At 34.2% G+C, this 25,673-nt stretch carries 26 protein-coding genes and 1 pseudogene; 21 read left to right on the top strand and 6 right to left on the bottom strand.

Annotation, left to right across the window (positions count from 1 at the left end):
* Positions 1-48 precede the first annotated feature (48 nt).
* On the bottom strand, positions 49-456 hold the full coding sequence (tnpA, locus tag I2F17_RS07420; RefSeq protein ID WP_211139476.1) for an IS200/IS605 family transposase: 408 nt from the start codon (positions 454-456) through the stop codon (positions 49-51).
* A gap of 20 nt (positions 457-476) precedes the next feature.
* On the opposite strand from tnpA, the gene I2F17_RS07415 reads away from it, so the two are divergent.
* From I2F17_RS07415 to I2F17_RS07395, 5 genes are all read left to right on the top strand, one after another.
* Positions 477-1,541, top strand: coding sequence for an RNA-guided endonuclease InsQ/TnpB family protein (locus I2F17_RS07415; protein WP_211139475.1), 1,065 nt, complete (start codon positions 477-479; stop codon positions 1,539-1,541).
* A 100-nt stretch (positions 1,542-1,641) separates the two neighbouring features.
* Complete coding sequence (locus I2F17_RS07410) at positions 1,642-2,346, top strand: aspartate/glutamate racemase family protein (protein WP_211139474.1); 705 nt, start codon at positions 1,642-1,644, stop codon at positions 2,344-2,346.
* 425 nt (positions 2,347-2,771) lie between these two features.
* Positions 2,772-3,761 (top strand): DUF1852 domain-containing protein, encoded by a 990-nt coding sequence (locus I2F17_RS07405; RefSeq protein ID WP_196422592.1) that lies wholly within the window; start codon positions 2,772-2,774, stop codon positions 3,759-3,761.
* A 22-nt stretch (positions 3,762-3,783) separates the two neighbouring features.
* Complete coding sequence (locus tag I2F17_RS07400) at positions 3,784-4,815, top strand: methionine synthase (RefSeq protein ID WP_196422591.1); 1,032 nt, start codon at positions 3,784-3,786, stop codon at positions 4,813-4,815.
* Positions 4,816-4,974: 159 nt separating this feature from the next.
* Positions 4,975-5,466 carry a flavin reductase family protein gene (locus I2F17_RS07395; RefSeq protein WP_196422590.1) on the top strand — a complete coding sequence of 164 codons (492 nt, stop codon included), beginning with the start codon at positions 4,975-4,977 and terminating at the stop codon, positions 5,464-5,466.
* On the opposite strand, the gene I2F17_RS12670 is transcribed toward I2F17_RS07395, so the two are convergent.
* On the bottom strand, positions 5,463-5,591 hold the full coding sequence (locus I2F17_RS12670; protein ID WP_268920047.1) for a hypothetical protein: 129 nt from the start codon (positions 5,589-5,591) through the stop codon (positions 5,463-5,465). The two genes, I2F17_RS07395 and I2F17_RS12670, sit on opposite strands and share 4 nt — an antisense overlap.
* Before the next feature lie 60 nt (positions 5,592-5,651).
* A complete protein-coding gene (locus tag I2F17_RS07390; RefSeq protein WP_196422589.1) occupies positions 5,652-6,245 on the bottom strand; it encodes a hypothetical protein in 594 nt (197 codons plus the stop codon).
* A 136-nt stretch (positions 6,246-6,381) separates the two neighbouring features.
* Between I2F17_RS07390 and I2F17_RS07385 the strand changes: the two genes are divergently transcribed.
* The 13 genes from I2F17_RS07385 to I2F17_RS07325 all read left to right on the top strand — a co-directional run bounded on the left by I2F17_RS07385 (position 6,382) and on the right by I2F17_RS07325 (position 20,036).
* Positions 6,382-7,152, top strand: a complete 771-nt coding sequence (locus I2F17_RS07385; RefSeq protein ID WP_211139473.1) for a DUF4184 family protein — start codon at positions 6,382-6,384, stop codon at positions 7,150-7,152.
* Between the two features lie 208 nt (positions 7,153-7,360).
* Positions 7,361-8,461 (top strand): polysaccharide biosynthesis/export family protein, encoded by a 1,101-nt coding sequence (locus tag I2F17_RS07380; protein ID WP_211139472.1) that lies wholly within the window; start codon positions 7,361-7,363, stop codon positions 8,459-8,461.
* 1 nt (position 8,462) lies between these two features.
* Entirely contained in the window at positions 8,463-8,897 is a 435-nt protein-coding gene (locus I2F17_RS07375) for a low molecular weight protein-tyrosine-phosphatase (RefSeq protein ID WP_196422584.1), read from the top strand.
* Positions 8,898-8,907: 10 nt separating this feature from the next.
* A complete protein-coding gene (locus I2F17_RS07370; RefSeq protein ID WP_211139471.1) occupies positions 8,908-11,118 on the top strand; it encodes a polysaccharide biosynthesis tyrosine autokinase in 2,211 nt (736 codons plus the stop codon).
* Between the two features lie 28 nt (positions 11,119-11,146).
* Complete coding sequence (locus I2F17_RS07365) at positions 11,147-12,592, top strand: capsule assembly Wzi family protein (RefSeq protein ID WP_211139470.1); 1,446 nt, start codon at positions 11,147-11,149, stop codon at positions 12,590-12,592.
* Between the two features lie 32 nt (positions 12,593-12,624).
* Entirely contained in the window at positions 12,625-13,692 is a 1,068-nt protein-coding gene (rfbB, locus tag I2F17_RS07360) for a dTDP-glucose 4,6-dehydratase (RefSeq protein WP_211139469.1), read from the top strand.
* Between the two features lie 17 nt (positions 13,693-13,709).
* The gene (gene rfbD / locus I2F17_RS07355) at positions 13,710-14,618 is read left to right on the top strand and encodes a dTDP-4-dehydrorhamnose reductase (RefSeq protein WP_211139468.1); all 909 of its coding nucleotides are present in this window, start codon (positions 13,710-13,712) and stop codon (positions 14,616-14,618) included.
* Positions 14,615-15,517 (top strand): glucose-1-phosphate thymidylyltransferase RfbA, encoded by a 903-nt coding sequence (gene rfbA / locus I2F17_RS07350; protein ID WP_211139467.1) that lies wholly within the window; start codon positions 14,615-14,617, stop codon positions 15,515-15,517. Before rfbD ends, rfbA begins: the two co-directional genes overlap by 4 nt.
* Before the next feature lie 13 nt (positions 15,518-15,530).
* Entirely contained in the window at positions 15,531-16,088 is a 558-nt protein-coding gene (gene rfbC / locus I2F17_RS07345; RefSeq protein ID WP_211139466.1) for a dTDP-4-dehydrorhamnose 3,5-epimerase, read from the top strand.
* On the top strand, positions 16,081-17,370 hold the full coding sequence (locus I2F17_RS07340; protein ID WP_211139465.1) for an oligosaccharide flippase family protein: 1,290 nt from the start codon (positions 16,081-16,083) through the stop codon (positions 17,368-17,370). The genes rfbC and I2F17_RS07340 overlap by 8 nt, the downstream gene beginning before the upstream one ends.
* A gap of 1 nt (position 17,371) precedes the next feature.
* Positions 17,372-18,271, top strand: coding sequence for a capsular polysaccharide synthesis protein (locus tag I2F17_RS07335; protein WP_211139464.1), 900 nt, complete (start codon positions 17,372-17,374; stop codon positions 18,269-18,271).
* 55 nt (positions 18,272-18,326) lie between these two features.
* Complete coding sequence (locus I2F17_RS07330) at positions 18,327-19,283, top strand: EpsG family protein (RefSeq protein WP_268920046.1); 957 nt, start codon at positions 18,327-18,329, stop codon at positions 19,281-19,283.
* 15 nt (positions 19,284-19,298) lie between these two features.
* Complete coding sequence (locus tag I2F17_RS07325) at positions 19,299-20,036, top strand: glycosyltransferase family 25 protein (RefSeq protein WP_211139462.1); 738 nt, start codon at positions 19,299-19,301, stop codon at positions 20,034-20,036.
* 109 nt (positions 20,037-20,145) lie between these two features.
* On the opposite strand, the pseudogene I2F17_RS07320 reads toward I2F17_RS07325, so the two are convergent.
* A pseudogene (locus I2F17_RS07320) lies at positions 20,146-20,946 on the bottom strand (IS30 family transposase); the annotation flags it as partial.
* Between the two features lie 39 nt (positions 20,947-20,985).
* Between I2F17_RS07320 and I2F17_RS07315 the strand changes: the two are divergent.
* Both I2F17_RS07315 and I2F17_RS12745 read left to right on the top strand, forming a co-directional pair.
* On the top strand, positions 20,986-21,342 hold the full coding sequence (locus I2F17_RS07315; RefSeq protein WP_211139461.1) for an IS630 transposase-related protein: 357 nt from the start codon (positions 20,986-20,988) through the stop codon (positions 21,340-21,342).
* The gene (locus I2F17_RS12745; RefSeq protein ID WP_211139489.1) at positions 21,225-21,641 is read left to right on the top strand and encodes a transposase; all 417 of its coding nucleotides are present in this window, start codon (positions 21,225-21,227) and stop codon (positions 21,639-21,641) included. The genes I2F17_RS07315 and I2F17_RS12745 overlap by 118 nt, the downstream gene beginning before the upstream one ends.
* Before the next feature lie 805 nt (positions 21,642-22,446).
* On the opposite strand, the gene I2F17_RS07305 is transcribed toward I2F17_RS12745, so the two are convergent.
* Together I2F17_RS07305 and I2F17_RS07300 are read right to left on the bottom strand one after the other, a co-directional pair.
* A complete protein-coding gene (locus tag I2F17_RS07305; protein WP_211139460.1) occupies positions 22,447-23,409 on the bottom strand; it encodes a hypothetical protein in 963 nt (320 codons plus the stop codon).
* Complete coding sequence (locus tag I2F17_RS07300; protein ID WP_211139459.1) at positions 23,406-24,401, bottom strand: glycosyltransferase family 4 protein; 996 nt, start codon at positions 24,399-24,401, stop codon at positions 23,406-23,408. Before I2F17_RS07300 ends, I2F17_RS07305 begins: the two co-directional genes overlap by 4 nt.
* A gap of 109 nt (positions 24,402-24,510) precedes the next feature.
* Between I2F17_RS07300 and I2F17_RS07295 the strand changes: the two genes are divergently transcribed.
* Positions 24,511-25,659 carry a glycosyltransferase family 4 protein gene (locus tag I2F17_RS07295; protein ID WP_211139458.1) on the top strand — a complete coding sequence of 383 codons (1,149 nt, stop codon included), beginning with the start codon at positions 24,511-24,513 and terminating at the stop codon, positions 25,657-25,659.
* Positions 25,660-25,673 lie beyond the last annotated feature (14 nt).

Genomic DNA, 25,673 nt, shown 5'->3' with positions numbered 1-25,673 from the left:
CCCCTTGTGGGGATTAGCTAGGATTGCTAATGCGGTGTTTTTTACGTGTCAGTGACACTCATGTTGAATGTATTGTTTAATAATTCCAATAGGTGCACCACCACATGATGCAGCGAAATAGCTAGGCGACCATAGGGCATTACCCCATAGTTTGTTTTTAATTTCAGGATGTTTGGTTCGTAAAATACGGCTAGATGCACCTTTTAAACTATTTACTAGGCTAGAAATAGCAACTTTAGGCGGATAGTTTACAAGTAAATGAACATGATCGTGTTCACCGTCAAATTCGACCAATTCAGCTTCAAAGTCTATACAGACACGCTCAAAGACCTCTTGCATGGTTAAAAGCATTTCTTTTGAAAATACATCTCTACGGTATTTAGCGACAAAGACTAAATGAACGTGCATGTTAAAAACACAGTGTCGACCTGTTCTAATCTCTTGACTATTGCTCATAGACCAAATATATTTCAATAATGAAAACACTTAAATTACGCATAAAAGACAAACATTGCAAGGTGCTAGACCAACTGGCATCTGAGGTGAACTTTGTTTGGAATTATGTGAATGATTTGTGTTTTAAACATCTCAAAAAAACAGGGAAATTCTTCTCAGCCTATGATGTTGCGAAGTACACCAAAGGCACATCAAAAGAGTGTGGCTTGCATAGCCAAACTGTTCAAGCAGTGACAGAAGAACTCATCATAAGACGCAAACAGTTTAAGAAAGCCAAGCTGAATTGGCGTGTAAGCAATAAGACATCTGCAAGACGTTCACTCGGTTGGATTCCATTCAAAAAAGTTGCTGTGAAATACACTGATGGCTATGTTCAATACGGTAAACATCAACTTAAACTATGGGATAGCTACGGACTTTCAAAATACAAAGTTAAGACAGGCTCATTCGTTGAAGATAGTCGTGGGCGTTGGTATGTGTGTTTGGTCGTAGATACACCAAAGATTGAGAAAACAGTATCAACCACAGCCATTGGCATTGATCTAGGGCTCAAAGACCTTGCAACATGCTCAGATGGTGTAAAACTCAAAGCCCCTAAAATATATCGTCAGTATGAGCAGAAGCTAGGCATTGCTCAAAGAGCCAAAAATAAAAAACGTGTTAAGGCAATCCACGCTAAGATTAAGAATATTAGACAAAATATGTTGCATCAATTCACATATAAACTTGTGAATAGTCATGCAATGATCATTGTTGGCAATGTAAATGCCAAAGCATTGGCACAGACAAAATTAGCTAAGTCTGTACTCGATGCAAGTTGGACAACCTTTCGAGCCATGCTCAAGTACAAATGCGAGAACGCAGGGGTATGGTTTGAGGAAGTCAATGAAATGTATACCACCCAAACGTGTTCATGCTGTAGCTCACGGCTCAGTAGTCCGAAAGGTAGAAGATGTCTTGGAATAAGAGAATGGCAGTGCATGGAGTGCGGTACGCTCCATGATCGAGACATAAACTCAGCACTGAATATTCTTGCGCTCGGACATGAGCGTCTCGTAGGAGGAATCTCCGTCTTGCGAAGCTAATCGCTTCTCAGGTCGGGGAGGATGTCAATTCCAAATCCTAATGTGGCTATTGGCTTACGTGCAGGATTATTACTCCAACGTATACAATGAGAAAATAAGGATGAAAACAATTGGGTTACTTGGGGGAATGAGCTGGGAATCTACAGCACTGTATTATCAGCAATTAAACAAAATCATACAGCAACGTCTTGGCGGGCTACACAGTGCTAAAATTATTTTAAATAGTGTGAACTTTGCCGAGATTGAATATTTACAACAACAAGGCGATTGGGCACAGGCAGCACAAATATTACAACACGAAGCACGAAAACTCCAAGATGCCAAAGTGGACGGTATTTTACTGTGTACGAATACCATGCATTTGGTTGCACCAGAGATACAACAGGCCATTTCGGTGCCTTTATTGCATATTGCAGATGCTACTGCAAAATATATTTTAAAGCAAAATATATATAAAGTTGCACTACTCGGTACAGCATTTACCATGGAACAAGATTTTTACAAAGATCGTTTAATGGCGCATGGTTTAGAGATACTTATACCTTCTGCACAAGCCCGAGCATATATACATCACACGATTTATAACGAATTATGTGTAGGAAAAATCAAAGAGTCCTCTAAGCAGGCATTTTTAAACATAATTGAAGACTTAAAACAACAAGGTGCTCAAGGCATTATTTTAGGTTGCACAGAAATTGTGATGTTACTTCCCGAGCAAAATGCCTGTAATCTTCCACTGTTTGATACAACCTTGATACATGTGAAAGAAGCAGCTGAATTTATGTTGAGTGAAGCTTCGTTTTGATATTGCACTTATATGAAATTTTGGTTTAAAAATAATTTGAAAAAATATCGTATGTTTTATGATTTAATCTCTGTGTACAGAGATTTTCTATGATTTGATTGCTAGGTGCTGTATAAGGCTTACATGGTTATAAAAAGATAAAAATAAGATTTTGATTTTATTTAATTTTTAAAATATAACTAGGTGTTTTAAATTTAAAAAATATAGAGAATTTATTTCAAATGCCATGATATTGCTCATAATTTTAAGCAAAAAACCAAAAACATGAAATTTGATCATGTTTTTGTGAAATAAAATCATTTTTATTCATGCAGTGATTCAGGTATAAATCATACTACGCTCTTAGCCATCGAAAATCTGATGGGTTATGTAGCAAGAGCAAAAGAATTTCAGGTTTTATCTTAAGAATTAGGGTGCCAAATCACATGAACACAGCGTTTACATTTACAGTTAAAAGCATTCGTTTCGATGAAAATTATTTGCCTTCAAGCAATACTCGCACAACAACAAATTTTGCGAATTTGGCACGAGGTGAAAGTCGTCAAGAAAACTTACGTAATACGCTTAAGATGATGAATAATCGCTTTAATGACTTGGCACATTGGGACAACCCACATGGAGATCGTTATGAGCTCGAACTTGAAATTGTTTCGGTAGATATTGATGTTGAAGGCAATGGAAAAACTTTCCCTACTATAGAAATACTCAAAACACATATTGTGGATCGCCAGAAAAACCAACGTATAGAAGGAATTGTAGGCAATAACTTTTCTTCTTACGTGAGAGACTATGATTTTAGCGTACTGCTACCTGAGCATAATAAAAACCAAACACAATTTAGTGTGCCAAAAAACTATGGTGTTTTACACGGAAAAATATTTCAATCGTTTGTAAATTCAAATGTGTATACAGAGAATTTTAATAAACAACCTGTTATTTGTTTGAGTGTTTCAACCACAAAAACATACCAACGTACAACCAATGAACATCCTATTTTGGGTGTTGAATATAAACAAGATGCATATTCGTTAACAGATGAATATTTTGCAAAAATGGGCTTAGAAGTACGTTATTTTATGCCAAAAAATAGTGTTGCACCTTTGGCATTTTATTTCCGCGGAGATTTGCTGAGTGATTACAGTAACCTTGAGTTAATCAGTACGATTAGTACCATGGAAACCTTCCAAAGAATCTACCGTCCTGAAATTTATAATGCAAATGCAGCTGCAGGGCAATATTACCAACCAAGTTTGAACTATCAAGATTATTCATTGACTCAAATTGTATATGACAGAGAAGAGCGTAGCCAATTGGCAGTGAAGCAAGGTAAGTTTACAGAAGCGCAATTTATTAAACCATACCAAGATATTCTTGAAACATGGGCAACAGGCTACGCTGTTGAATCGACAAATTAAAAATAGGTGTGATGAGTTTATGATGAAAAAATTATTACCAACCTCAACTGCAGGCAGTTTACCAAAACCATCTTGGCTTGCACAACCTGAAAAGCTCTGGTCACCATGGAAGTTAGATGGGCAAGAGCTGATTGAGGGTAAGCAAGATGCTTTGCGTGTATCACTGCAAGAACAACAACTTGCTGGTATTGATATTGTGAGTGATGGTGAGCAGTCACGCCAGCATTTTGTCACCACATTTATTGAGCATTTAAGTGGTGTAGATTTCGAAAAACGTGAAACAGTTAAAATTCGAGATCGGTATGATGCCAGTGTTCCAACAGTGGTGGGTGCAGTCGCACGCCAAAAACCAGTATTTGTTGAAGATGCAAAATTTCTGCGCCAGCAAACAGACCAACCGATTAAATGGGCACTTCCTGGCCCAATGACAATGATTGACACGTTATATGACAATCATTATAAAAGCCGTGAAAAATTGGCTTGGGAATTTGCTAAAATTTTGAACCAAGAAGCCAGAGAGTTAGAGGCTGCAGGCGTTGATATTATTCAATTTGATGAACCTGCCTTTAACGTGTTTTTTGATGAAGTTAATGACTGGGGTATTGCCACATTAGAACGAGCCATTGAAGGTTTAAAGTGTGAAACAGCAGTACATATTTGTTATGGTTATGGTATTCAAGCCAATACAGATTGGAAAAAAACATTAGGTTCAGAATGGCGTCAATATGAAGAGGCTTTTCCAAAATTGCAAACATCTAGTATTGATATTATTTCGCTAGAATGTCACAACTCGCATGTACCTATGGATTTACTTGAACTGATTCGTGGTAAAAAAGTCATGGTTGGTGCAATTGATGTCGCTAATCATCAAATTGAAACGCCAGAGGAAGTCGCAAATACACTACGTAAAGCACTACAGTTTGTAGATGCAGACAAACTTTATCCATGTACCAACTGTGGTATGGCTCCTTTACCTCGTTCTGTTGCTCGAGGTAAGTTAAATGCATTAACTGCAGGTGCTGATATTGTGCGTAAAGAGCTTCTTGGTCTTTAATGATTTAACTTAAATGGATTAAATTACTGTTTTAACGTCAATAAAGCAGTAATTTTTTCAGCTAAAAATAAATATGTAGTCTGCTTTTTTTATTGATTTTTATATTTTAAATCATCTTATCGTATGATTGAAATACAGTGTGAAGCAAGGAAGAACCTTATGGTTGAAGCTATCGACTTTAGAAATGCAATGTCTTTATTAACAAGTGCAGTCAACGTGATTACAACCACAGGGATCTCTGGCCATCATGGTTTTACAGCATCTGCTGTGTGTAGTGTGACAGATACACCGGGTACACTATTGGTCTGTATGAATACATCGTCGCGCTCATACGAACACTTTGTAGACAGTAAAATTTTGACGGTTAATGTATTGGCTGCACATCAACAACAGATTTCTCAAGTATTTGCTTCAAAACTCAGCTCAAAAGAACGGTTTGAGCACGGTGATTGGTCTACATTAGTGACAGGTGCTCCAGTTTTAGCGGAAACACTAGTGAGCTTTGATTGTAAAATTGATCAGATTCAAGAAATTGGTACACACGCTGTATTTATGTGTACGGTTGTTGCTATTCAACAAAATAGTGCGAAAGCTGGCTTGGTATATTTTAATCGGGCATATCATCAAGTTGGACATCAAGATACGGTTTAAGAAAATGTTGCCCGATGTATGGCATTGTCAAAGACGAGGTGAAATTTTGCAGTTGCACTAGCGTGTAGACGTTTTTGCATTGCGATACTTGTCGGTGCAAGTGCAATGTCGAAAGGTGCAAACATTGGTTTGTACAGGTCGCAAAGATTCCCCCACTATACCGTTAGGTTAGTAGTGGGAGTATGTCAAGATGAACCTACACGATAATATGCATACGTTGCTTCAGGGTCATGATATACGTCATATGAAGGTTGTTTATAGTCAGAGACCCATTGAGTACCTGTGTAGCCTGCTATGTGACCATAGGTATGACGCCGTGTGCGTTGAATAATGTAAATGTCACCCTCAACAGGTTGGTCAAAAGCAGGATCAATTTTTTTATAACCAATTTTTTCTAAGGTTTGCCCCCAATCAGATGCAGCTACAGGGTGTTCACCAATTTGTGCCCCTGCATTTTCAAGAGCAGTACGAATACTACGAGCACAGCGTGCTGAGCTGACTCGTGCCGAAATATGTTTTAATCGGTCAGTAAATTTTGTTAAATCAAAAAGCTGATTCATCTGATCTGTTTGTTTAATAATGACATCATTTAAATGCTTGTAAATATTGCTATATGTATCTGATAAGCTATTTTTTGCTTTCTTTTTCGCCAGTTGTTTTTGTATATAGTCATCTATAGAAAAAGCATTTTTTGTCATGGGAGTTGTGGCATTGGAATAATGTGCAACGCGTGTTGTTGTATAGTCTAAATCTTGTATGCTGTAGTCACTGTAAATCATAGTTACTCTCTAAGTACGTTTGTTACATTTTGCCAACAGGAATTGATCTTAGAGTACAAAACTTAAAATAGCTTAAAAATAAAAGCGAATTGAATACAAGTATGCTACAAACCATTGCTTATATAGGGACATTATTTTGCCATTTACTATTTCTCATGCTGTACTTGCACCGCCATTGGCTCGATTAAGTAAACATAAGCTACCTATTGCTGCATTAGCTGTAGGTTGTATGGCACCCGATTTAATCCGATTTTTTGTCCAAAATAACAATAATGCCAGTCATCAATGGTCGGCTATTATTCAGCCAAATTTATGGGTAGGGTTATTTTTTACAGTATTATGGTATGTGTTTTATCGACCTATGCTTTATCGTGTTTTTGCATTGAATGATCCGATTAGATTACCGACATGGCGTAAAAAAGTATTTTTTATGTTGATGATGGTGCTTGCAATTATGTTGGGTACGGTAACGCATTTATTGTGGGATGGTTTTACCCATGCAGATGCACGAACACTGCTTTTTTATGATGAGCTTTCAAAAAAAATAAATATATTGGGACACTTTATTTCTGTACATATGCTTTTACAGTTATTAAGTTCAGCGATTCCATTACCAATTCTTGCTTATATGGTATGGAGTTATGCAAAACAACACCGCGTACATAGAATGTCGATTCATATAGTGGCAATCGCTCTTATTGTTGTGTTGATGTGTGCATTGGGTTTCATAGAAGTGTGGTTGCAAGGTGCAAATACATTAAATTGGCCACGTTTGAAAATTGACCCTTACCATACTATTGGTGATGCCTTGGTGAGTTTTTTTAAAGGTGCATTGCTCGGTTTGACGATGAGCAGTGTGTTATATATGTTACATAAAAAAACAAAGCAACTGATGGGTAGAAAATAGTCGCAAAATTAAATCTATTTGAATATCAAAGTTTTATACTAAATGATATATTGTAATTTTTTAGTCTGTTTTATACTTATGTTGGTATTTAAACCCTCGATTTTTATAAAAAATAAAGAAATTACATCTGAGTGCTTGGAATATGGGAAAATTAGATTATTATAAGTCAAATAACATATATTACAGTGTCTAGACTCAAGTGATAAAAGTGAATTACTCTAAAATACTTCTGGTTGGTTTTTTAAGCATAAATGTCACGAGCTGTGCATTGGTGTCTGGGTTACAAACATACAATTTACCTGCGCAAGGCGAATATAAAACTGATTTAGGTTCAACGGTTAACGTTGTACCATTAAATCAAAGTACTATTGCAAATATGCCCGCAATAAAAAGTGAAAATGTAACTAACTACGCCGCTTTATTTAATACACAACAACAAATTTATAAATTAGCCTCTGGCGATGTTCTTTCTATACAGCTTTGGAATTACCCAGAAATTTCGCCACCTATAGTATCGACCACTAATGAGCAAAGTGTACAGGCATATGGTTACCCTATAGACCAAGAGGGTTATATTCAGCTTCCTCTTGTGGGGCGTTACTTGGCCCAAGGTAAAACACTCCCGCAAATTAATAAAGAAGTACGCCAACTTTTTGCACGTTACTTAAAAAGTCCAGACGTGGTGGTGCGTGTTATTGCATATCAAGGAAAACGCTATTCTGTACAAGGCAATGTGCAAAAAGGTGGGCAATTTTATTTAACAGATCAACCTGTTAATGTGTATGCGGCCTTAGGGCTTGCAGGTGGTGTAACTACAACGGGCGACACCACATCAGTTGTATTGGTTCGCCAAGGCCAAAGCTATAACTTAAATACTGTAGCATTAGAAAAATTGGGTTATTCACTCAATAAATTACTTATACAGCCAAATGACACCATTTATGTTAACTCTAAAACAGACAACAAAATTTACCTGATGGGTGAGGCAGGTAAAAACCAAGCTTTGGCTATGCGTGACCAAGGAATGACCTTATCTGATGTACTTGGTGAAGGTCTTGGTGTAGACGCTACATCTGCAAGTGCAAGAAAAATTTATGTGGTTCGTAGTGATGTGAAAGATAAACAAACTACGATTTATCAAATGAATTTATCTAATATTGGGGACTTCGGGCTCGCGAATCAGTTTGTTATGCAACGCAATGACGTGGTTTATGTTGATGCAACTGGTCTAACACGTTGGCAACGTATCGTGAACCAAATTATTCCATTCTCTAGCACACTTTACACGATTGATCAGTTAGGGAAGTAACATGCAAATCAAAAACGTATTGGTGGTGTGTATTGGTAATATTTGCCGTAGCCCAATAGGGGAATATTTACTGAAAAAACAATGTCCTCATTTAAATGTGTCGTCTGCAGGGATTTCAGCGTTAGTCGACTACCCTGCAGATGAAAAAGCACAACACACCGCAAAACGATTAGAACTTGATTTATCTGCGCATCGTGCAAGACAACTCAATACACAGCTTGTTTTGGGTGCAGACTTAATTTTAGTCATGAGCCAACGTCAGCAAAAACATGTTGAACAAACGTGGCCCATGGCAAAAGGAAAAACTTTCCGTTTAGGGCATTGGCAAGATAAAAATATTGCTGACCCATTTAAAAAAGAGCAATATGTTTTTGATGAGGCATGTGACCTTATTACAGCATGTGTTGCAGATTGGAATAAAAATTTAACAAATTGATGCGGACGCTATGAGCTATACATATACACCACAAAAGCCAGAAGAAACCATAGATTTAAAAGAGCTATTTTTCTCTTTAATTGCACAGTGGAAAGCAATTATTGTTTGTATTTTCATTGCATTAGTATGTGCAGTGTTGTACTTACGTGTGACACCAAAAGTTTATTCTGTAGATGCAATGGTACAGGTTGAAGATAAAAGCGGTGCATCTTCTGCATTACTTGGTAAAGAGCTGTCTGGAATTATGAGTGCAGGTGGCCTTGGTGGTTCACAAATAGCTGATGGCGAAGTAGAAATTTTAAAGTCACGTTTAGTACTAGGCAGTACCATACAACAACTCAATTTAGATATTGTGGTAGTGCCTAAAAATAATTCTCTTTTAACTAAAATTTTTAATCCACTTAAATTTAATACTCAATATTCTGCCCAAGGGGTAGGGGTTTACCAAGACCAAGCTCGTTTTGACATTAAAAAGTTGAATGTACCACAGGCTTTTTTAGACCAACCGTTACTGTTAAGCTTTAGTACAGATACATACACTTTAACAGATCAAAAAACAGAACAAGTGGTATTTAAAGGACAACTGAATAAAGCGGTACAGCAAAAAAGTGATGGTGATGATGCTTGGTCTATTGAAATTGATGCACCAAGCCGTGTGAATGACGAATATATTATTACTAAAAATGCAGTCACCACTGCAACCAATAACTTTTTAGCCAACTACTCTGCGCAAGAAAAAGGCAAACAAACCAATATTATTGGTTTGACGTATCAAGGCACAGATAAACAACTGATTACTCATGCTTTGAATCGAGTATTAATTAATTATAAACAACAAAATATTGAAAGTAGTTCTGCACAAAAAGCACAAACATTGGCATTTTTAAATAAACAACTGCCTGTGTTAAAAGAAGACCTAGATACAGCAGAGAAAGTATTTAACCGTTTTCGTGAAAAAAATAATACAGTTGATGTAAACCAAGAAGCACAACTGTATTTAAAGCAAAGTGTAGATTTAGAAACCCAAAAAATAGTATTAAAGGAAAAGCAAGCAGAACTTCAGGCCAAATACACATCTGAACACCCAATGCTTTTGCAAATTAATGCACAAATTACAGCCATAGATCAAAAAATTGCTGAATTGAATGGAAGTTTGAAAAAACTACCAGAAACACAACGCCAATACTTACAGCTCTACCGTGAAGTGGAAGTAAAAAATGAATTGTATACCAGCTTACTAAACACGTATCAAACCATGAGTGTTGCTAAAGCAGGTGAAATTGGTAATGTACGTATTATCGACACTGCGATTGAACCTATTAAATCGATTAAACCACGCAGTATGATTATTTTGGCTTTATCTGTGATTGTTGGTTTGTTTTTTGGAGTGATGATTGCACTAGTACGTAATTTACTACGCACAGGTATTAAAGACAGTACAGAAATAGAAACTGAATTTGATTTGCCAGTATATGCCACAGTACCCCGTTCACCACAGCAAATTATTAAAGATAAACTATTAAAAAAGAAAAAGAATATTCCTTTACTAGCTATTAAAGATAGCGATGATATTGCCATAGAAAGCTTAAGAAGTTTACGTACAGCAATTCACTTTGCCTTGGCCAAAACAGAAAATAAAGTCATTATGATCTCTGGTGCATCGCCAGCGGTTGGGAAGTCTTTTATTTCTGCCAATTTGGCTGCAATTTTGGCACAAAGTGGGAGCCGTATTTTACTCATAGACGCCGACATGCGCCGTGGTTACCTTCATAAATATTTTAGTGATGAAAATGAAAGTGGACTTGCAGAGGTGCTGCTAGAAAAATCACACATGAATACGGCGATTCAATCTACAGATTTAGAAAAGCTTGACTTCTTAGGGCGTGGTAAAAATCCATCACATCCTTCAGAGTTGCTCAATACAGGGCTGTTTGAAAAAATGTTAGAACAGCTCAAAGAACAGTATGACCATATTATTATAGATACACCCCCTGTGCTTGCGGTAACAGATGCAACCATTGTTTCGCAGTTTAGTGATGTGAATTTATTGGTGGTACGTTTTGCCAAAACCAGTAAAAAAGAACTCGAGCTAACCATTAACCGCTTTACGAACTCAAATAGCCCAATACACGGTGTGGTGCTTAACGACATTCAAAGCGGTGGCAGCTATGGCTACAGTTATGGTTATAATTATAACTATGACTATAAAGCTAAAAAATAACCCAAAATAAAATAAAGTCGAGGAAAGTATGTTGTTTAAAAAAATATTGTTGCTGTCTGCATTGGGGCTAAGTACTACATTTGCATCTGCACAAGCGTTATTGTTAAATGACAGTAATTTACGCTCAGACTTAAATTGGTTAAACCAACAAGGTGTAATACAGTTAAGTACCTCGACTTGGCCGATTAGTGCAGATGCAGTCACGAGTGCCTTAACACAAGCAACAGTGAAAAATAATGCACAGCAAAAAGTATTAGATGCTGTTGCACAAAAATTAAAACCAGCCTCACTTGCAACTGCGCAGATTAAAGTGGCGAGCGACCAAAACCGCTTACCTTCTGCATTTGCAGACACTGCAAATACGCAAGCTCAGTACGAAGCAGGACTAACATTGCAGCACAGTACAGCAGATTGGGACATACATTTACAAACGAATATTGAAGATAAACAACGTATTAAGACTAATAGCAAACTTAACCTAAATGGCTCATATGCAGCAGCAAAACTATGGAACCAATGGCTAAGTTTTGGTGATGTACCAGTGTGGTGGGGCCCTGGGCAAGATGGCAGTTTAATTCGTGGTGATGCAACACGGCCAGTGGTGGGTTTTTCAGCCCAACGTGCAGAGCAACAAGCATTTGAAACCAAATGGCTGTCTTGGCTAGGCCCGTGGCAATATCAACTGTTTGCAGGTCAATTACAGCACTATACAGCAGTGCCACAGGCCAAACTTTTAGGTATGCGCTTAACCATACAGCCGTTTAGTTTTTTAGAACTTGGAGCATCTCGTACTATACAAATTGGTGGTAAAGGGCAACCTAGTGATTCGAGTGCATATTGGAATGCCATTATTGGTAACGACAATGACTGTAACAGTGCAGGCTGTGTAAATAATGAAAATGCTTCGAACCAACTTGCAGGATTTGATGCTCGTTTAAATTTACAGCCTTTATTAAATATGCCTTTGGCTGTATATGGGCAAATGATTGGGGAAGATGAGTCTGGCAAATTGCCATCGCGTAATTTGTATTTGGCGGGTATAGACTTTTCTTCAAGTTACAATGGCCTACCTTACCAGCTATATGCAGAATGGGCCGATACCCGTACGAGTGGTAAAGTTGAGGGTTATACATATAGTCATCATCAATATACAGATGGTTATTACCAATATGGTTACCCTATTGGGCATGCCATGGGGGGGGACGGTCAAATGTATAGTATGGGTGGCAACATACAGCTTGATCCAATGAATCGTCTTAAAGCCAGAGTACTATATGCAAAGGTCAATCAATCTGACCTTGCGATTAACTATGCATTTAATCAAAAAGATACTTTGAAAGCACTAGAGTTAGGTTGGACTAACACATTTAAACCAGGCTATGAAATACAGCTTAATGGTTGGGCAGGACGCTCAGAGTACCGCAGTTTTGATAATGGTGTTTCTTTGGGTGTGAAGTTTCCACTCGTTTTTTAATAAAGTTAAATCAATATAATGGTGTGTTATACATGAATATTTTAGTTACAGGTGGTGCAGGGTTTATTGGGTCAGCAGTTGTGCGCCATATTATTCAAAACACAGCACACCATGTTTTAAATGTAGATAAACTCACTTATGCAGGTAATTTAGAGTCACTTGAGAGCGTAGCGACCAATGAGCGTTACCAATTTTCACACACAGATATTTGTGACCGTGCAGGATTAGACCAACTGTTTAAAACATTTCAGCCAGATTTAGTGATGCACTTGGCCGCAGAGTCACATGTAGACCGCTCAATTACAGGTTCACAAGATTTTATTGAAACCAATATTATCGGTACTTATCAACTCTTAGAAGCCACACGTTTTTATTGGAACAATTTAGAGCCAAGTCAAAAAAAAGCTTTTCGTTTTCATCATATTTCTACAGATGAAGTTTATGGTGACTTAGAAGGTACAGATGACCTATTTACCGAAACAACACCGTATGCACCAAGTTCGCCATATTCTGCAAGTAAGGCCAGTTCAGATCATTTAGTGCGTGCGTGGCATAGAACATATGGGTTACCTGTTGTTTTAACCAATTGTTCAAACAACTATGGTCCGTATCACTTTCCTGAAAAATTAATTCCTTTAATTATTTTAAATGCTTTAGCTGGTAAACCATTGCCTGTATATGGCAATGGTGAGCAAATACGAGACTGGTTATATGTAGAAGACCATGCACGTGCATTGTACAACGTCGTAACAGAAGCCAAAATCGGGGAAACCTACAATATTGGTGGTCATAATGAACAAAAAAATATAGATGTTGTACAATCTATTTGTACGTTATTAGAAGAGTTAGCACCAAATAAACCAGCAGGAATCAAACAATACCAAGACTTAATTACGTATGTTAAAGATCGTCCGGGTCATGACTTACGTTATGCAATCGATGCCAGTAAAATTGAAAAAGATCTTGGTTGGACACCTGTAGAAAGCTTTGAAACAGGTTTAAGAAAAACAGTGCAGTGGTATTTAGAGAATACACAGTGGATTGAAAATGTACAAAGTGGTGACTACAAAAATTGGTTAACACAACAGTACACCACCTAACGTTGAGATAATTGGCAATGAAAATACTACTGTTAGGTAAAAATGGACAAGTTGGCTGGGAGCTACAACGTGCTTTACAGCCTTTAGGCGATGTATTGGCTTTAGATCGTCAAATACATCCTACACTGGGGCTGAGTGGAGATATTGCGAATTTTAACGATATAGCAGATGTTTTTACACAGTATCAGCCAAATATTGTCGTCAATGCTTCTGCTTATACAGCAGTAGATCGCGCTGAAACAGAGCAACAGCAAGCAGACCTCATTAACCATTTGGCCGTAAAGCATTTGGCAGTACAAGCAAAAAAATACAATGCACTTTTGATACATTATTCGACAGATTATGTGTTTTCTGGCCAAGGCACAACAGCATGGTCTGAAACAGATGCAACTGCTCCAAATAATGTGTATGGACATAGCAAACGTGCCGGTGAAATTGCGCTTGAACAAACAGATGTGGCATTTTTAAATTTTCGCACCAGTTGGGTTTATGGTACACATGGGCATAATTTTATTAAAACGATGCTTAAATTGGCGGCAATGAAAGAAGAGCTTGGTATTATTGCAGATCAAATTGGAGCACCCACCAGCGCAGCACTGATTGCAGATGTTACTGCTCAAGCTATACGCTATTATGTATTAAACCCAAGTCTACAAACATCTTTACTTGGGCATTATCACTTAGCACCACAGGGTGAAACCTCTTGGTTTGATTATGCTCAATTTATTTTTGCAACCGCAGAAAGATTGGGTGAACAACACATGTTAAAAAAAGTGAATGCTATAAACACTGAAAGTTACCCAACACCTGCAATACGTCCGTTAAACTCTCGCTTAAATACAGAAAAATTAACGCACAATTTTAAAATACACTTGCCAACATGGCAGCAAGGCGTAGCACATACGCTCGGAGAAATATTATCATGAGTCAAACAACAAAACAGCGTAAAGGCATTATTTTAGCAGGTGGATCTGGTACACGTTTGTATCCAATTACGATGGGCACATCAAAACAGCTTTTACCGATTTATGATAAACCAATGATTTATTATCCATTATCGGTATTGATGCTTGCAGGTATTCGTGAAATTTTAATTATTTCTACGCCAGAAGACCTTCCAAACTTTGAAAAACTGCTAGGTACAGGCGAAGAGCTTGGTATTAAGCTGTCGTATAAAGTACAGCCATCTCCAGATGGTCTTGCTCAAGCCTTTATTTTAGGTGAAGAGTTTATTGCTCAAGATAACGTATGTCTGATATTAGGCGATAACATCTTTTATGGCCAACACTTTAGTGATCAACTAAAACGGGCTGCGCAACAAGAGCAAGGTGCAACAGTATTTGGCTATTATGTGAATGATCCTGAACGTTTTGGTGTGGTAGATTTTGACCAACACGGTCAAGCTTTAAGTATTGAAGAAAAGCCAGCCCAACCAAAATCTAATTATGCCGTGACGGGTCTTTATTTTTATGACAATAGCGTGGTTGAAATTGCTAAAAATATTAAACCATCACACCGTGGTGAATTAGAAATTACAGATGTAAATAACGTATATTTAGAGCAAGAAAAACTTAATGTTGAAGTGTTAGGTCGTGGTTTTGCATGGTTAGACACAGGTACACACGATTCTTTGCTTGAAGCTAGTCAGTTTGTGCAAACAATTGAGCATCGCCAAGGTTTAAAAGTGGCAACTTTAGAGGAAATTTCATTTAACAATGGTTGGATTAGTCCTGAACAACTTTTAGCACGTGGTGAATTTTTCAAAAAAACAGGTTATGGCCAGTATTTGATTAAGCTTTACCAAGAACACCAAGCGAAAGCATAATGGAATATATACAATGAACATTATTGAAACAAAAATTGAAGGCTTACTTATTTTAGAGCCTAGAGTATTTGGTGATGACCGTGGTTGGTTTATGGAAAGTTTTAACCAACAAAATTTTGAACAGGCACTTCGTGAGCGTCATTTAGATGTTCCTCATTTTGTACAAGACAACCACTCATACTCACAAAAAGGTGTGTTACGTGGGTTACATTACCAATTAAATCCACATGCCCAAGGTAAATTAGTGCGTGTAGTGCAAGGACGAGCTTGGGATGTAGCCGTAGACATACGTAAAGACTCAGAAACTTTTGGGCAATGGGTCGGGTTAGAATTAAGTGGTGAAAACCATAAGCAGTTTTGGATACCTGCTGGCTTTGCACACGGTTTTGTTGCATTAGAAGATAATACTCAGTTTTTATACAAGACAACCAATTACTATTCTAAAGCATGTGAACGATCTATTGTGTGGAATGATGCAAACATTGCTATAGATTGGCCTATTGATGACTCTTTCGATTTAAAGCTTACTGAAAAGGATAAGCAAGCTAATAGTTTCAAAAATAATGAATAGTCATTTAAAAAATTTATCTTATATGTTGGTAGTTCAAATTGCTAACTATCTTTTACCATTAATAAATATTCCAATTCTTGCTCGGGCATTTGGTCCTGAGAACCTTGGATTAATAACTTATATAACAGCTATTACAGCGTATTTTGTATTATTAGTAGATTATTCTTTTAATTTTACAGGAGTAAGACGGATATCTAAGGAAAAACTGAATCCTATAAAAGTTTTTAATGTAATATTAACTGCAAGAATATTTTTATTGTTAATTAGTATTGTTCTTTTTAGTTTTAGCTTGTATTTTATACAGAATCTAAGACAGAATTTTTTATTGCTAATTATATTTTTTATTTCATGTTTAGTACCTGTATTTACAAATATGTGGTTCTTACAAGCTCATAATAATTTTAAAGAAATAGCGATTTTTAATTTTATTACTAAACTAGTAGTAACTGTAGGTATAGTATTTTTAATAAAGTCTAAAGATGATATTTTAGAGTATGCATTATTACTAAATTTTTCAAATTTAGTAATTGCTATTTTTAGTTTTATATATATATGTATAAAATATGATATAAAATTCAGAATAGAAAAGCCTATAGATGTATTTATTTATTTAAAAGAAGATAAGTTTCTATTCTTATCTAGCATAGTAACAAATCTTTATACTACAACTGGTATAGTGATCCTTGGAGCATTAACAACAAAAGCTGAAGTCGGCTATTATGGCTCAGCACAAAAAATTATAGAACTTGCAAAAAATATTATTGCTATGCCAATTTATCAAGTAATTTTTCCTGTTTTAGCAAAAAAATTCGGAGAAAATGAGTTGAAGGGCTTAGAAGCAGTAAAAAAAATTATTCCAATATTTAATTTAATAGTATTAATTATGGCTACAGGTTTAATAACTCTAGGGTACTTTATAATATATATACTTTTTGGTATAGAGTTTTTACAGTCATATTTGATTTTAATTATTTTATCTTTTGGACTTGTAGCTGTTTTTTATGGGATTTTAATTGGTGGCCAAATTATGTTGAATTTGGGTATGGACAGATATTTTGTTAAAATACAAGTAATAGTTTCTATATTTAGTATTTTCTTAAGCTATATAGTATTGCCATATGGAGGTGCAATTACTATAGCTATAATTTGGACTATTAGTGAAATAGCTATAACACTATATCAAATACATTTTTTACGTAGAAGAGGAATTCACGTATTATCCTGGACACAACTTAGTTTTTCTTCAATTTTACACTCTGTTAAGTATGTGTTAGGACGTTAGGATGATTAATAAATTATTTAATTTTATTTTAGCAATTTATAAAGTATTTTTTCTTTTAAAAAAAGAAGAAATTCTTATAAAGTATATTGAAATCAATAATGAGCATAAATATCAAAATAATAAAAAAACAATTCCAAGAGTAATTTGGATGTTTTGGGATGGGGAGGATATTCCAGAAATAGTTAGATTATGTTTTGCTAGTGTTCAAAAATACTGTGATAACTATGAAATTAATATCTTAAACTTTAATACAGTAACTCAATATATAGATTTACCTACATTTAATAATGATATATTAATGGCACAAAGAGCCGATCTCGTTAGGTTAGAGCTATTGGCTAAATACGGAGGGATTTGGATTGATGCTTCAATATTTCTAACAAGAGATTTAGAGTGGATTTTTGAGAAGTTTAATGATCAAGATGCATTTGTATTTTTCTCTGATGAATGTACAACAAACTTTAATAAGCCTATAACAGAGAATTGGTTTATTGCAGCTCCAGTAAAAAGTGAATTTATTGTTGCTTGGAGAGATGAGTTTAAAGCTTGTATTTTGAGTCAAGAACCAAAGAAGTATTATGAAGAAGTTATAAAGGATAAATCGATTATTCAAAATTTAACTCATACAGAATACCTTTTATGTTATATTTCAGCGATTCTGTGTTTAGAAAGAAAAAAGTATAATATTTTATATGCATCTTCGGCTCAAGTAGGGCATTATTATAACTACAAATTTAATTGGAATGGATATGCTTTAGCATTGTGTCTTTTAGTGAGAAATCAAAATAAAATTTCTAAACCATTTTTATTGAAAATAACTTCCGAAATGAGAAGGCCTATAGGAGTTTTTTTAAAATATAATTTTAAAAATCGAAAAAGCTTAATTTTGAGTGTAGACTAAACCCAAAATTTACTATTTAGTTATTAAATTTAATATATAGGTTGAATCAGTTAGAATGATCAGTTTTTCTAGAATATCGGCATATAAGTATATATTGTATTCTATATTGTATTTTATTGTATTATTATTTTGTGTTTATTTTAGATTGGAGCTAGATTCTGATAATCTTAACTATTTTAACATTTATGATAATATTAAAAGTGATACATTACCGTTTGGTGCAGAAATAGGTGTTTCCTCGTTAATGTATTTTTTTAATATATTAGGGGCAGATTTTTATTTATATACTTTCTTTAAACTTCTATTATTTTTGCCTGTTTTTATTAAGATTGATTATGTGTTTTTTAAAAATAGATTATACTTATCTTCTACTTTTTTAATATCTACATTATATCCCCCTTTTTTAGATATGATGATATTTCTATCAAGACAATCTTTAAGTATTACTTTTATACTTTTATGTCTTTTAACAGAATCTAGAAAAAAATCTATATTTTGGTTTGTAATAGCTGTATGTTCTCATTTGTCTGCTTTTATATTTCTTCCAGTTGTTATTTTTTATAAAGAAATATATAGATTTTTAATAAATAAGTATTTTCAGTCTCTTATTCTAATATATATGTTATGTGGTTTAAAGTATCAAACATTATCATCATTTATTTTAGAAAATATAAATAATAATATTAATGTTTTCCCTGAAATTATTAAAAGAAATATTTTGATGAAAACGGGTTTTTATGATTGGAATTCAAACTCTGATTTTGATGGTTTTTCATATCTAAGGTTGACTGTAATGATAATAATATCCTTGATGGTAATTTTATTATTCAACCATAGAGCTATTTATACTGAAATTGAAAAAAAATTATTATGTATTTATTTATATTCAGCACTTCTCTTTACACTGACTGTCGATAATTATATGATGGCAACTAGATCTGGTTTTTTCTCATATTTCTTTTGCTTACCCTGGTTTTTTATAGTTTTATGTTTTATAAAAAAACTACGCTAAATTTATAGGTATTTTATGTATGTTTTATCTTTGAAATCTGATCACAAAAGAAGAGATAAAATTTCTTCACAGTTAAAATTAATTAATAAAGAATTTGAGTTTTTTGATGCTTATACACCTAAAAATATACCAGAAAATATTTTAAATAAAGCTAATATGTCTTTAACTAATGGTGAAAAAGCTTGTGCTTATAGTCATTTAATGATTTATAAAGATGTAATTGAAAAAAATAAAAGTTATGGTATTATTTTAGAGGATGATGCAGTTCTAAACAATGATTTTATGAGCTACTTTAAAGTTGTTCAAAATCTTCATGAAAAATATGATGTTGTTATTTTTGGATACTCTAAAGTTGATATCAAATTATCAAAGATAATGAAATTTGTGCGTCCATCTATAAAAATTAAAATATATGATGGCTATGTGCGTTTGCCGTACAAACAATGGAACTGCGGAACAGTCGGTTACTCTATATCAAAATCAGGAGCAAAGAAAATTTTAGGGATTAATTCTCAACTAAAGGTTCCTGCTGATTATTGGAGTTATTTTGAAAAAAATGGTGTATCTATTGTACATTTTTCAGATATCCTTGTAACTGAGGATTTTATTAATTTTGAAAGCCATTTAGAGGCTGACAGAGGTACTTTTGTATCTCCAAATATTCTCTTGAGATTAATTGCTGGCTTCATAAGGCATTTCAGTCTACCTTTTAGATATATATCTTGGAAAAAGAATTTTCCAAATACACAATAAAATTATGACTAAAATATATCTATTATTCAACTTTGTAAGATAATATTTGGCGGATTCAAGCAACAAGTGCAACGGTATAAAAACCAGCCATGACTTCACTAGGGGTTAACTAGCCCAAACTCTTTCGAGGACGACTGTTTAAAGCATCCTCAATGACTTGAATCCCTGCCTGTGTCACGTGCTCGAATGACGATGATTTTGGCAGATACTGACGAATTAAACCATTGGTATTTTCATTTCTTGCTCGCTGATTTGATCGATATGGATCTGCAAAATAAGTATCAATACCTTGTTCTCGAATACGTTGATGTTCAGAAAACTCTTTCCCATTATCGAAGGTCACGCTACATGCATGGCTCATTTTCAATCGATCAATACAGTGATTGATCGTACACATTGTTGCTCTTGTTCCACCAAGATGAACAATGTGTACGTATAAACTCTTGTGCTCTACAAGTGTTAAAACAGCCCCTTTATGATGTTGCCCAATCACTGTATCACCCTCAAAATCACCGAGTCGTTGACGTTGATCAATGATCATTTCAAGCTCATGGATACTGCATCTATTTGATATTTGACCACGTCGATCATGGTTCTTAAAACCAAGTTTTCTATAGGTTTTTTGGTGTCTTAATGATTGATGTAAATCCCCACCATTTTCTTTATCTTTATAGACATATTGATAAATCCATTCATGCGAAGGCACATCTTTCCAACCAAGTTCTGTTAAAGCACCATGAATCTGTTCAGGTGACCAGTTCTATAAAATGAGATAAGAAATGTACGCATAAGCAAAGTCACAAAGTGTTGATAATTTACGGTAGCAACGTTGTTGTGAAAATGCTTGAGCTTGTTTTGCACGATAACCTCGGTTTCCCTGATTACGTTTAATCTCTCGTGAAATGGTCGATGTATAGTCAAACAATCAAAAATATAAGACAATATAAAAATGAGTTATTCAGAACATTTTAGACGAAAAGTGATAGCGAAGCTTGAGGAAGGATATTCCATACGAGCAGTCTCTGCACAATTTGAAATTGATAAAAATACAATTTTAAGTTGGAAAAAACGAATTGAGGTTAAAAGAACTCGCCCACGGAAACCTTTTAAAATTGAGGATGATGCACTACGTGCGGATGTTGAGAAATATCCAGACGATTATCAATATGAGCGTGCTGTACGCTTTTCCTGCTCAGCTGCATCTATTGGTTATGCATTAAAACGTTTAGGAATCACAGTGAAAAAAAGACCTTACGCCACCCTCAAGCCAAAGAATCCCTCAGATCAGAATTTATCGAAGCTTTAGATCAACTTCAACAAAAGCACCCCATTGTTTATCTTGATGAAAGCGGGTTTAAATCGCACGATTATAGACCTTACGGTTATTCTCCGAAAGGAACACCATGTTATGGCTCATTTAACTGGCAATTAAAGAACCAAACCAATGCGATTGGTGCATTGTATGAGAATCAGTTATTTAGCGTTGGCTTATTTGACTGCAAAATTAATTCAGATGTATTTCATTTTTGGGTAGAGCATTTTCTTATTCCCGAACTACCCCAAAATAGTGTCATCGTGATGGATAATGCGGCCTTTCATAAGTGATCGGATATACAGGAGTTATTGGAACACTATGGGCATCAGATTCAGATAAGGAAGTTTTGCTTTTCAAAGCTGCATAAATTTCGTATCTTTCTTCTTGGGAAAGTTGGGTGTATTGATTCATTGTGTACGTTCCAATTGCAAGTTGAAAACTTCAGAATGAGGTTAATACACTCTAACTTTTTCAACTACGATTAAAAACGTTGCACTTCGCTATTGAATCCACGTTTTAAAAAAAATTATGATTAAATTTTTACTATTAGTTATATATCTTTTTAATATTATTTAAACCTTATTGAAAAGACATGAGCAAGGGTTAAGAAAAAGAGAAAATAGTAGTAACAAGGTTGTATTGATCGATTATTCCAGATGTTCTTTCATGTGTGTATGAGTAATTAGGTGGTTTCACTATACTTGTAGATGGAATAAAGTGATTTTTATTTATAATTATTTCTATTGTTCAGCATCACTTATAGGCGATGCTGAACAATAGAAAAGTACAGCAAGTTCATATTGATAATTGTCAGGCTATTTTGTAGACTACTTAAAGTAGAAAGTCATTATTACTTTTAAAAGATCTTTATGATCATAGTCTTTGAGTCTCTATTGATTTTTTCTAACTTGAAATGAAATTTTCATAAATATCAAATCATCTTGATATAGCTCGTTTAAATATGCTGTTTCAATTTTAAATATAAATTTCCATCTAAAATATTATGAATAACTCCGTTTTTATATTTCCTAAGTTTCTAGCTATTGAAATGTAAATAACAATGTTTTTTTATACATTTTAGCTTGAAAATTATACTTAAGGGTTAGGGGTGTTTTTGAAAATCATATTAATAAGATGATTTATATCATAATTATTAACTTCACGATTTTCTTTCATATTTGAATTCAAGAATTCAAGAATTTTACTGGAGTCTTTATAAATATTTTCGAGCTTTATAAAGTTTTCAATAGCAAATGAAATATTTATACTTTCTCTATTTGAAAGGAGTTTCTTATTGAAGAATAATGCCTCTAACTCACGAAGAGTTGCACCATATTGTCCATTTTGTACTATATCTAAGATACATTTAGTATTATTTATAAGAGATAATACATCTTTATAATTAATACTACTTGTACTCATTAATTTTAAATCATTTGTTGTGTAAGTTTTATTTTTATCTGGGATAATAAAAAAAAAGTATTTTAAATTGTATGATTCTAAAATATTCATTATTTTTTTTAATTCATCTAATCTTCCTTTATCTTGCCCAACGAAAATTAAATCATATAGGTTAGGTTTAGCTTCCTCTCGGTATTCTGTTACAAGTTTATTTGAGTATATTTGTTCATGAAAATTAAAGTTATATGTTTCTGAATCACTTTTATCAAATGTCCAAATTAGTAGGCCTGTTTGTTTAAGTAGTGTTATATACAACAGCATTTCATATTTATTTCTTAAGATTTTGTTGCAAGGGTTCCATAACCATAAATGGATATTTTTTGCTTTTCTATATTTCCAAAGTAGTTTTGGTAACAATTCAATTTCATCAATACTAAATAAAAGAACCTCTTCTTCTTTCTTCTTGTTATTAAATAAATAACTAAATTTTTTATAAAAAATGATTATTATGAGATTTATAAATCCGAAAATATGTTTGTAAATCTTGCTTTTATATTCGTATTTATTATCTACTTCAAAAACTAGATATTCCTTTTTATCTAGTGAGTCTAGTAATATCTTAGCTAAAAAATATCCATTATGAATTATCATCTTCATTTTATATTTCTCGCTTTTAAATTGGACATTAAATTTTTTCTAGATATTTTCCAATCAAACTTACCAATGTTTTGTTTTGGCCTATAAGTATCAGGAGATTTAAAAAACATTTCTAGTTTCTGAGAAATTTCTTCAGTATTATTAGGATCAATTAATATAATATTAAGACCTTTAGAAATTTCCTTTAAAGATGTAGAGTTTGATGTAATTACTGGGGTTCCGCATGCAACAGCTTCAATGACGGGTAAACCAAATCCTTCATATAAAGAAGGAAATAGTAAACAAAGCGCACCTTTATAAGCTGAAGCTAAATCTTCTTCATTTAATTTTCCGAGAAATTTTACTTTACTTTCAATATCAAGCTCTTGTGCAGTAGCTATAAGCTGATCAGATGCTGAACCTGAAAAAAGTATATGGATATTTTGATTTATATTTGCTGTTGCAAAAGCTCTTAGAGCTTTATCTTCATTTTTGTGTAATTTTCTATTACCAACTACAAAGATATACGGAAAATCATACTTGTAAGGCTTTACATTTTTATTAAAAGCCTTCGATACACCGTTATAAACAACTTTTACTTTACTTGGATTGACACCAGACCATTCGACAATTCTTTGTTTTGAAAACTCAGAAACGGTAAATATTAGAGCTGCTTTTTTACATGCACGTTTAAGTACAATATTGTAATAAATTTTCTTTAAGAAAGATGTATTTGCATCAACATCTATATGATTTAAATCGTGAATTGTAATTGCGCTACGATGAAGAAAAAAAAATGGAGCATTAAAGCCAGGAGAATAATAAAAACCTTTATGCCACATCAAGTACCATGTTAGTTTTAATACGTCAAAAACACTAGCAGGATTACCTTTCAAGTCAATAGATGTGAAAAATTCTTCTGTATACATTTCTTGTGCAAAGCGGCCTATACCAGTTTGTCCAAACCAACGAGTATCAAAGATTATTTTAGTGCATGTGTTGATATTTTTCATATTTAAAAGATAGTGCAATGTTTGGTATAGTATAGAAAAAATATACCTACATATAAAGTTATAGTTGTTAGTATATAACAATAATTTTATTGTTTTTCAGAGTGTAACTATGAAACAAGATTTTAATATAGCAGTTGTTTGTGACTGGCTAGTAACTTATGCAGGGGCAGAGCGGGTCATTAGTGACATGCTTAAAGTGTTTCCAAAGTCTGAACTATTTTCGGTCATTGACTTTCTAAGTGATGAATCTAGAGTTCATTTTTTGAATAAGAAAGCACATACGACATTTATTCAAAATTTGCCTCAAGCCGAAAAAAGATATCGAAATTATTTGCCACTGATGCCTCTTGCAGTGGAACAATTAGATGTGTCTGCTTATGACGTGATCTTATCGAGTAGCCATGCTGTTGCTAAAGGTGTGCTAACAGGCCCAGATCAATTACATATTAGTTATATTCATTCCCCAATTCGATATGCATGGGATTTACAACACCAATATTTAAAAGAATCTGGTTTAGACAAGGGAGTAAAAGCATTTATCATTCGTTGGTTATTACATAAAATACGTTTATGGGATTATAGAACAGCGCATGGCGTTGATCATTTTGTTGCAAACTCTAAATTTATTGCTCGTAGAATACATAAAGTATATGGTAGAGAAGCAGATGTGATTTATCCACCTGTAGAAACGGAGCGTTTCCAACTCAATGAAAATAAAGAAGACTTTTATTTTACAGCGTCTAGATTGGTACCTTATAAAAAAATAGATTTGATTGTAGAAGCATTTAGCCAAATGCCAGATAAAAAATTGGTTGTGATTGGCGATGGGCCAGATATGGCAAAAATAAAATCTAAAGCCAAAGGGAATATTGAAATATTAGGTTATCAATCTAATGAAGTTATGCTGGATTGTATGCAAAAAGCAAAATGTTTTGTATTTGCAGCAGAAGAAGATTTTGGTATTACACCTGTAGAAGCGCAAGCATGTGGAACACCAGTTATTGCTTTTGGTAAGGGGGGCACATTGGAAACGGTACGACCTTTACATAAAGAAAACCCAACAGGTCTTTTCTTTAAACAGCAAACTGTTGCTGAAATTATAGAAGCAGTGACAGCATTTGAAAATCAGAGTGAGTTATTTTTACCCGCATCTTGTAGAGCTAATGCAATGACATTTTCGACAGAACGATTTAAGTCAGAAATCGAAAGTTATGTTAGTGATAAGTGGGCGATTAAAGCAAGATCTTTAGAGATTTAAGTATAATAGGAGCA

It is taken from the genome of Acinetobacter baretiae (genome assembly GCF_015627105.1).
GTDB classification, from domain to species: domain Bacteria; phylum Pseudomonadota; class Gammaproteobacteria; order Pseudomonadales; family Moraxellaceae; genus Acinetobacter; species Acinetobacter baretiae.
Note: the sequence above shows the minus strand (reverse complement) of the source record. Positions and strands in the feature narration are given on the sequence as shown.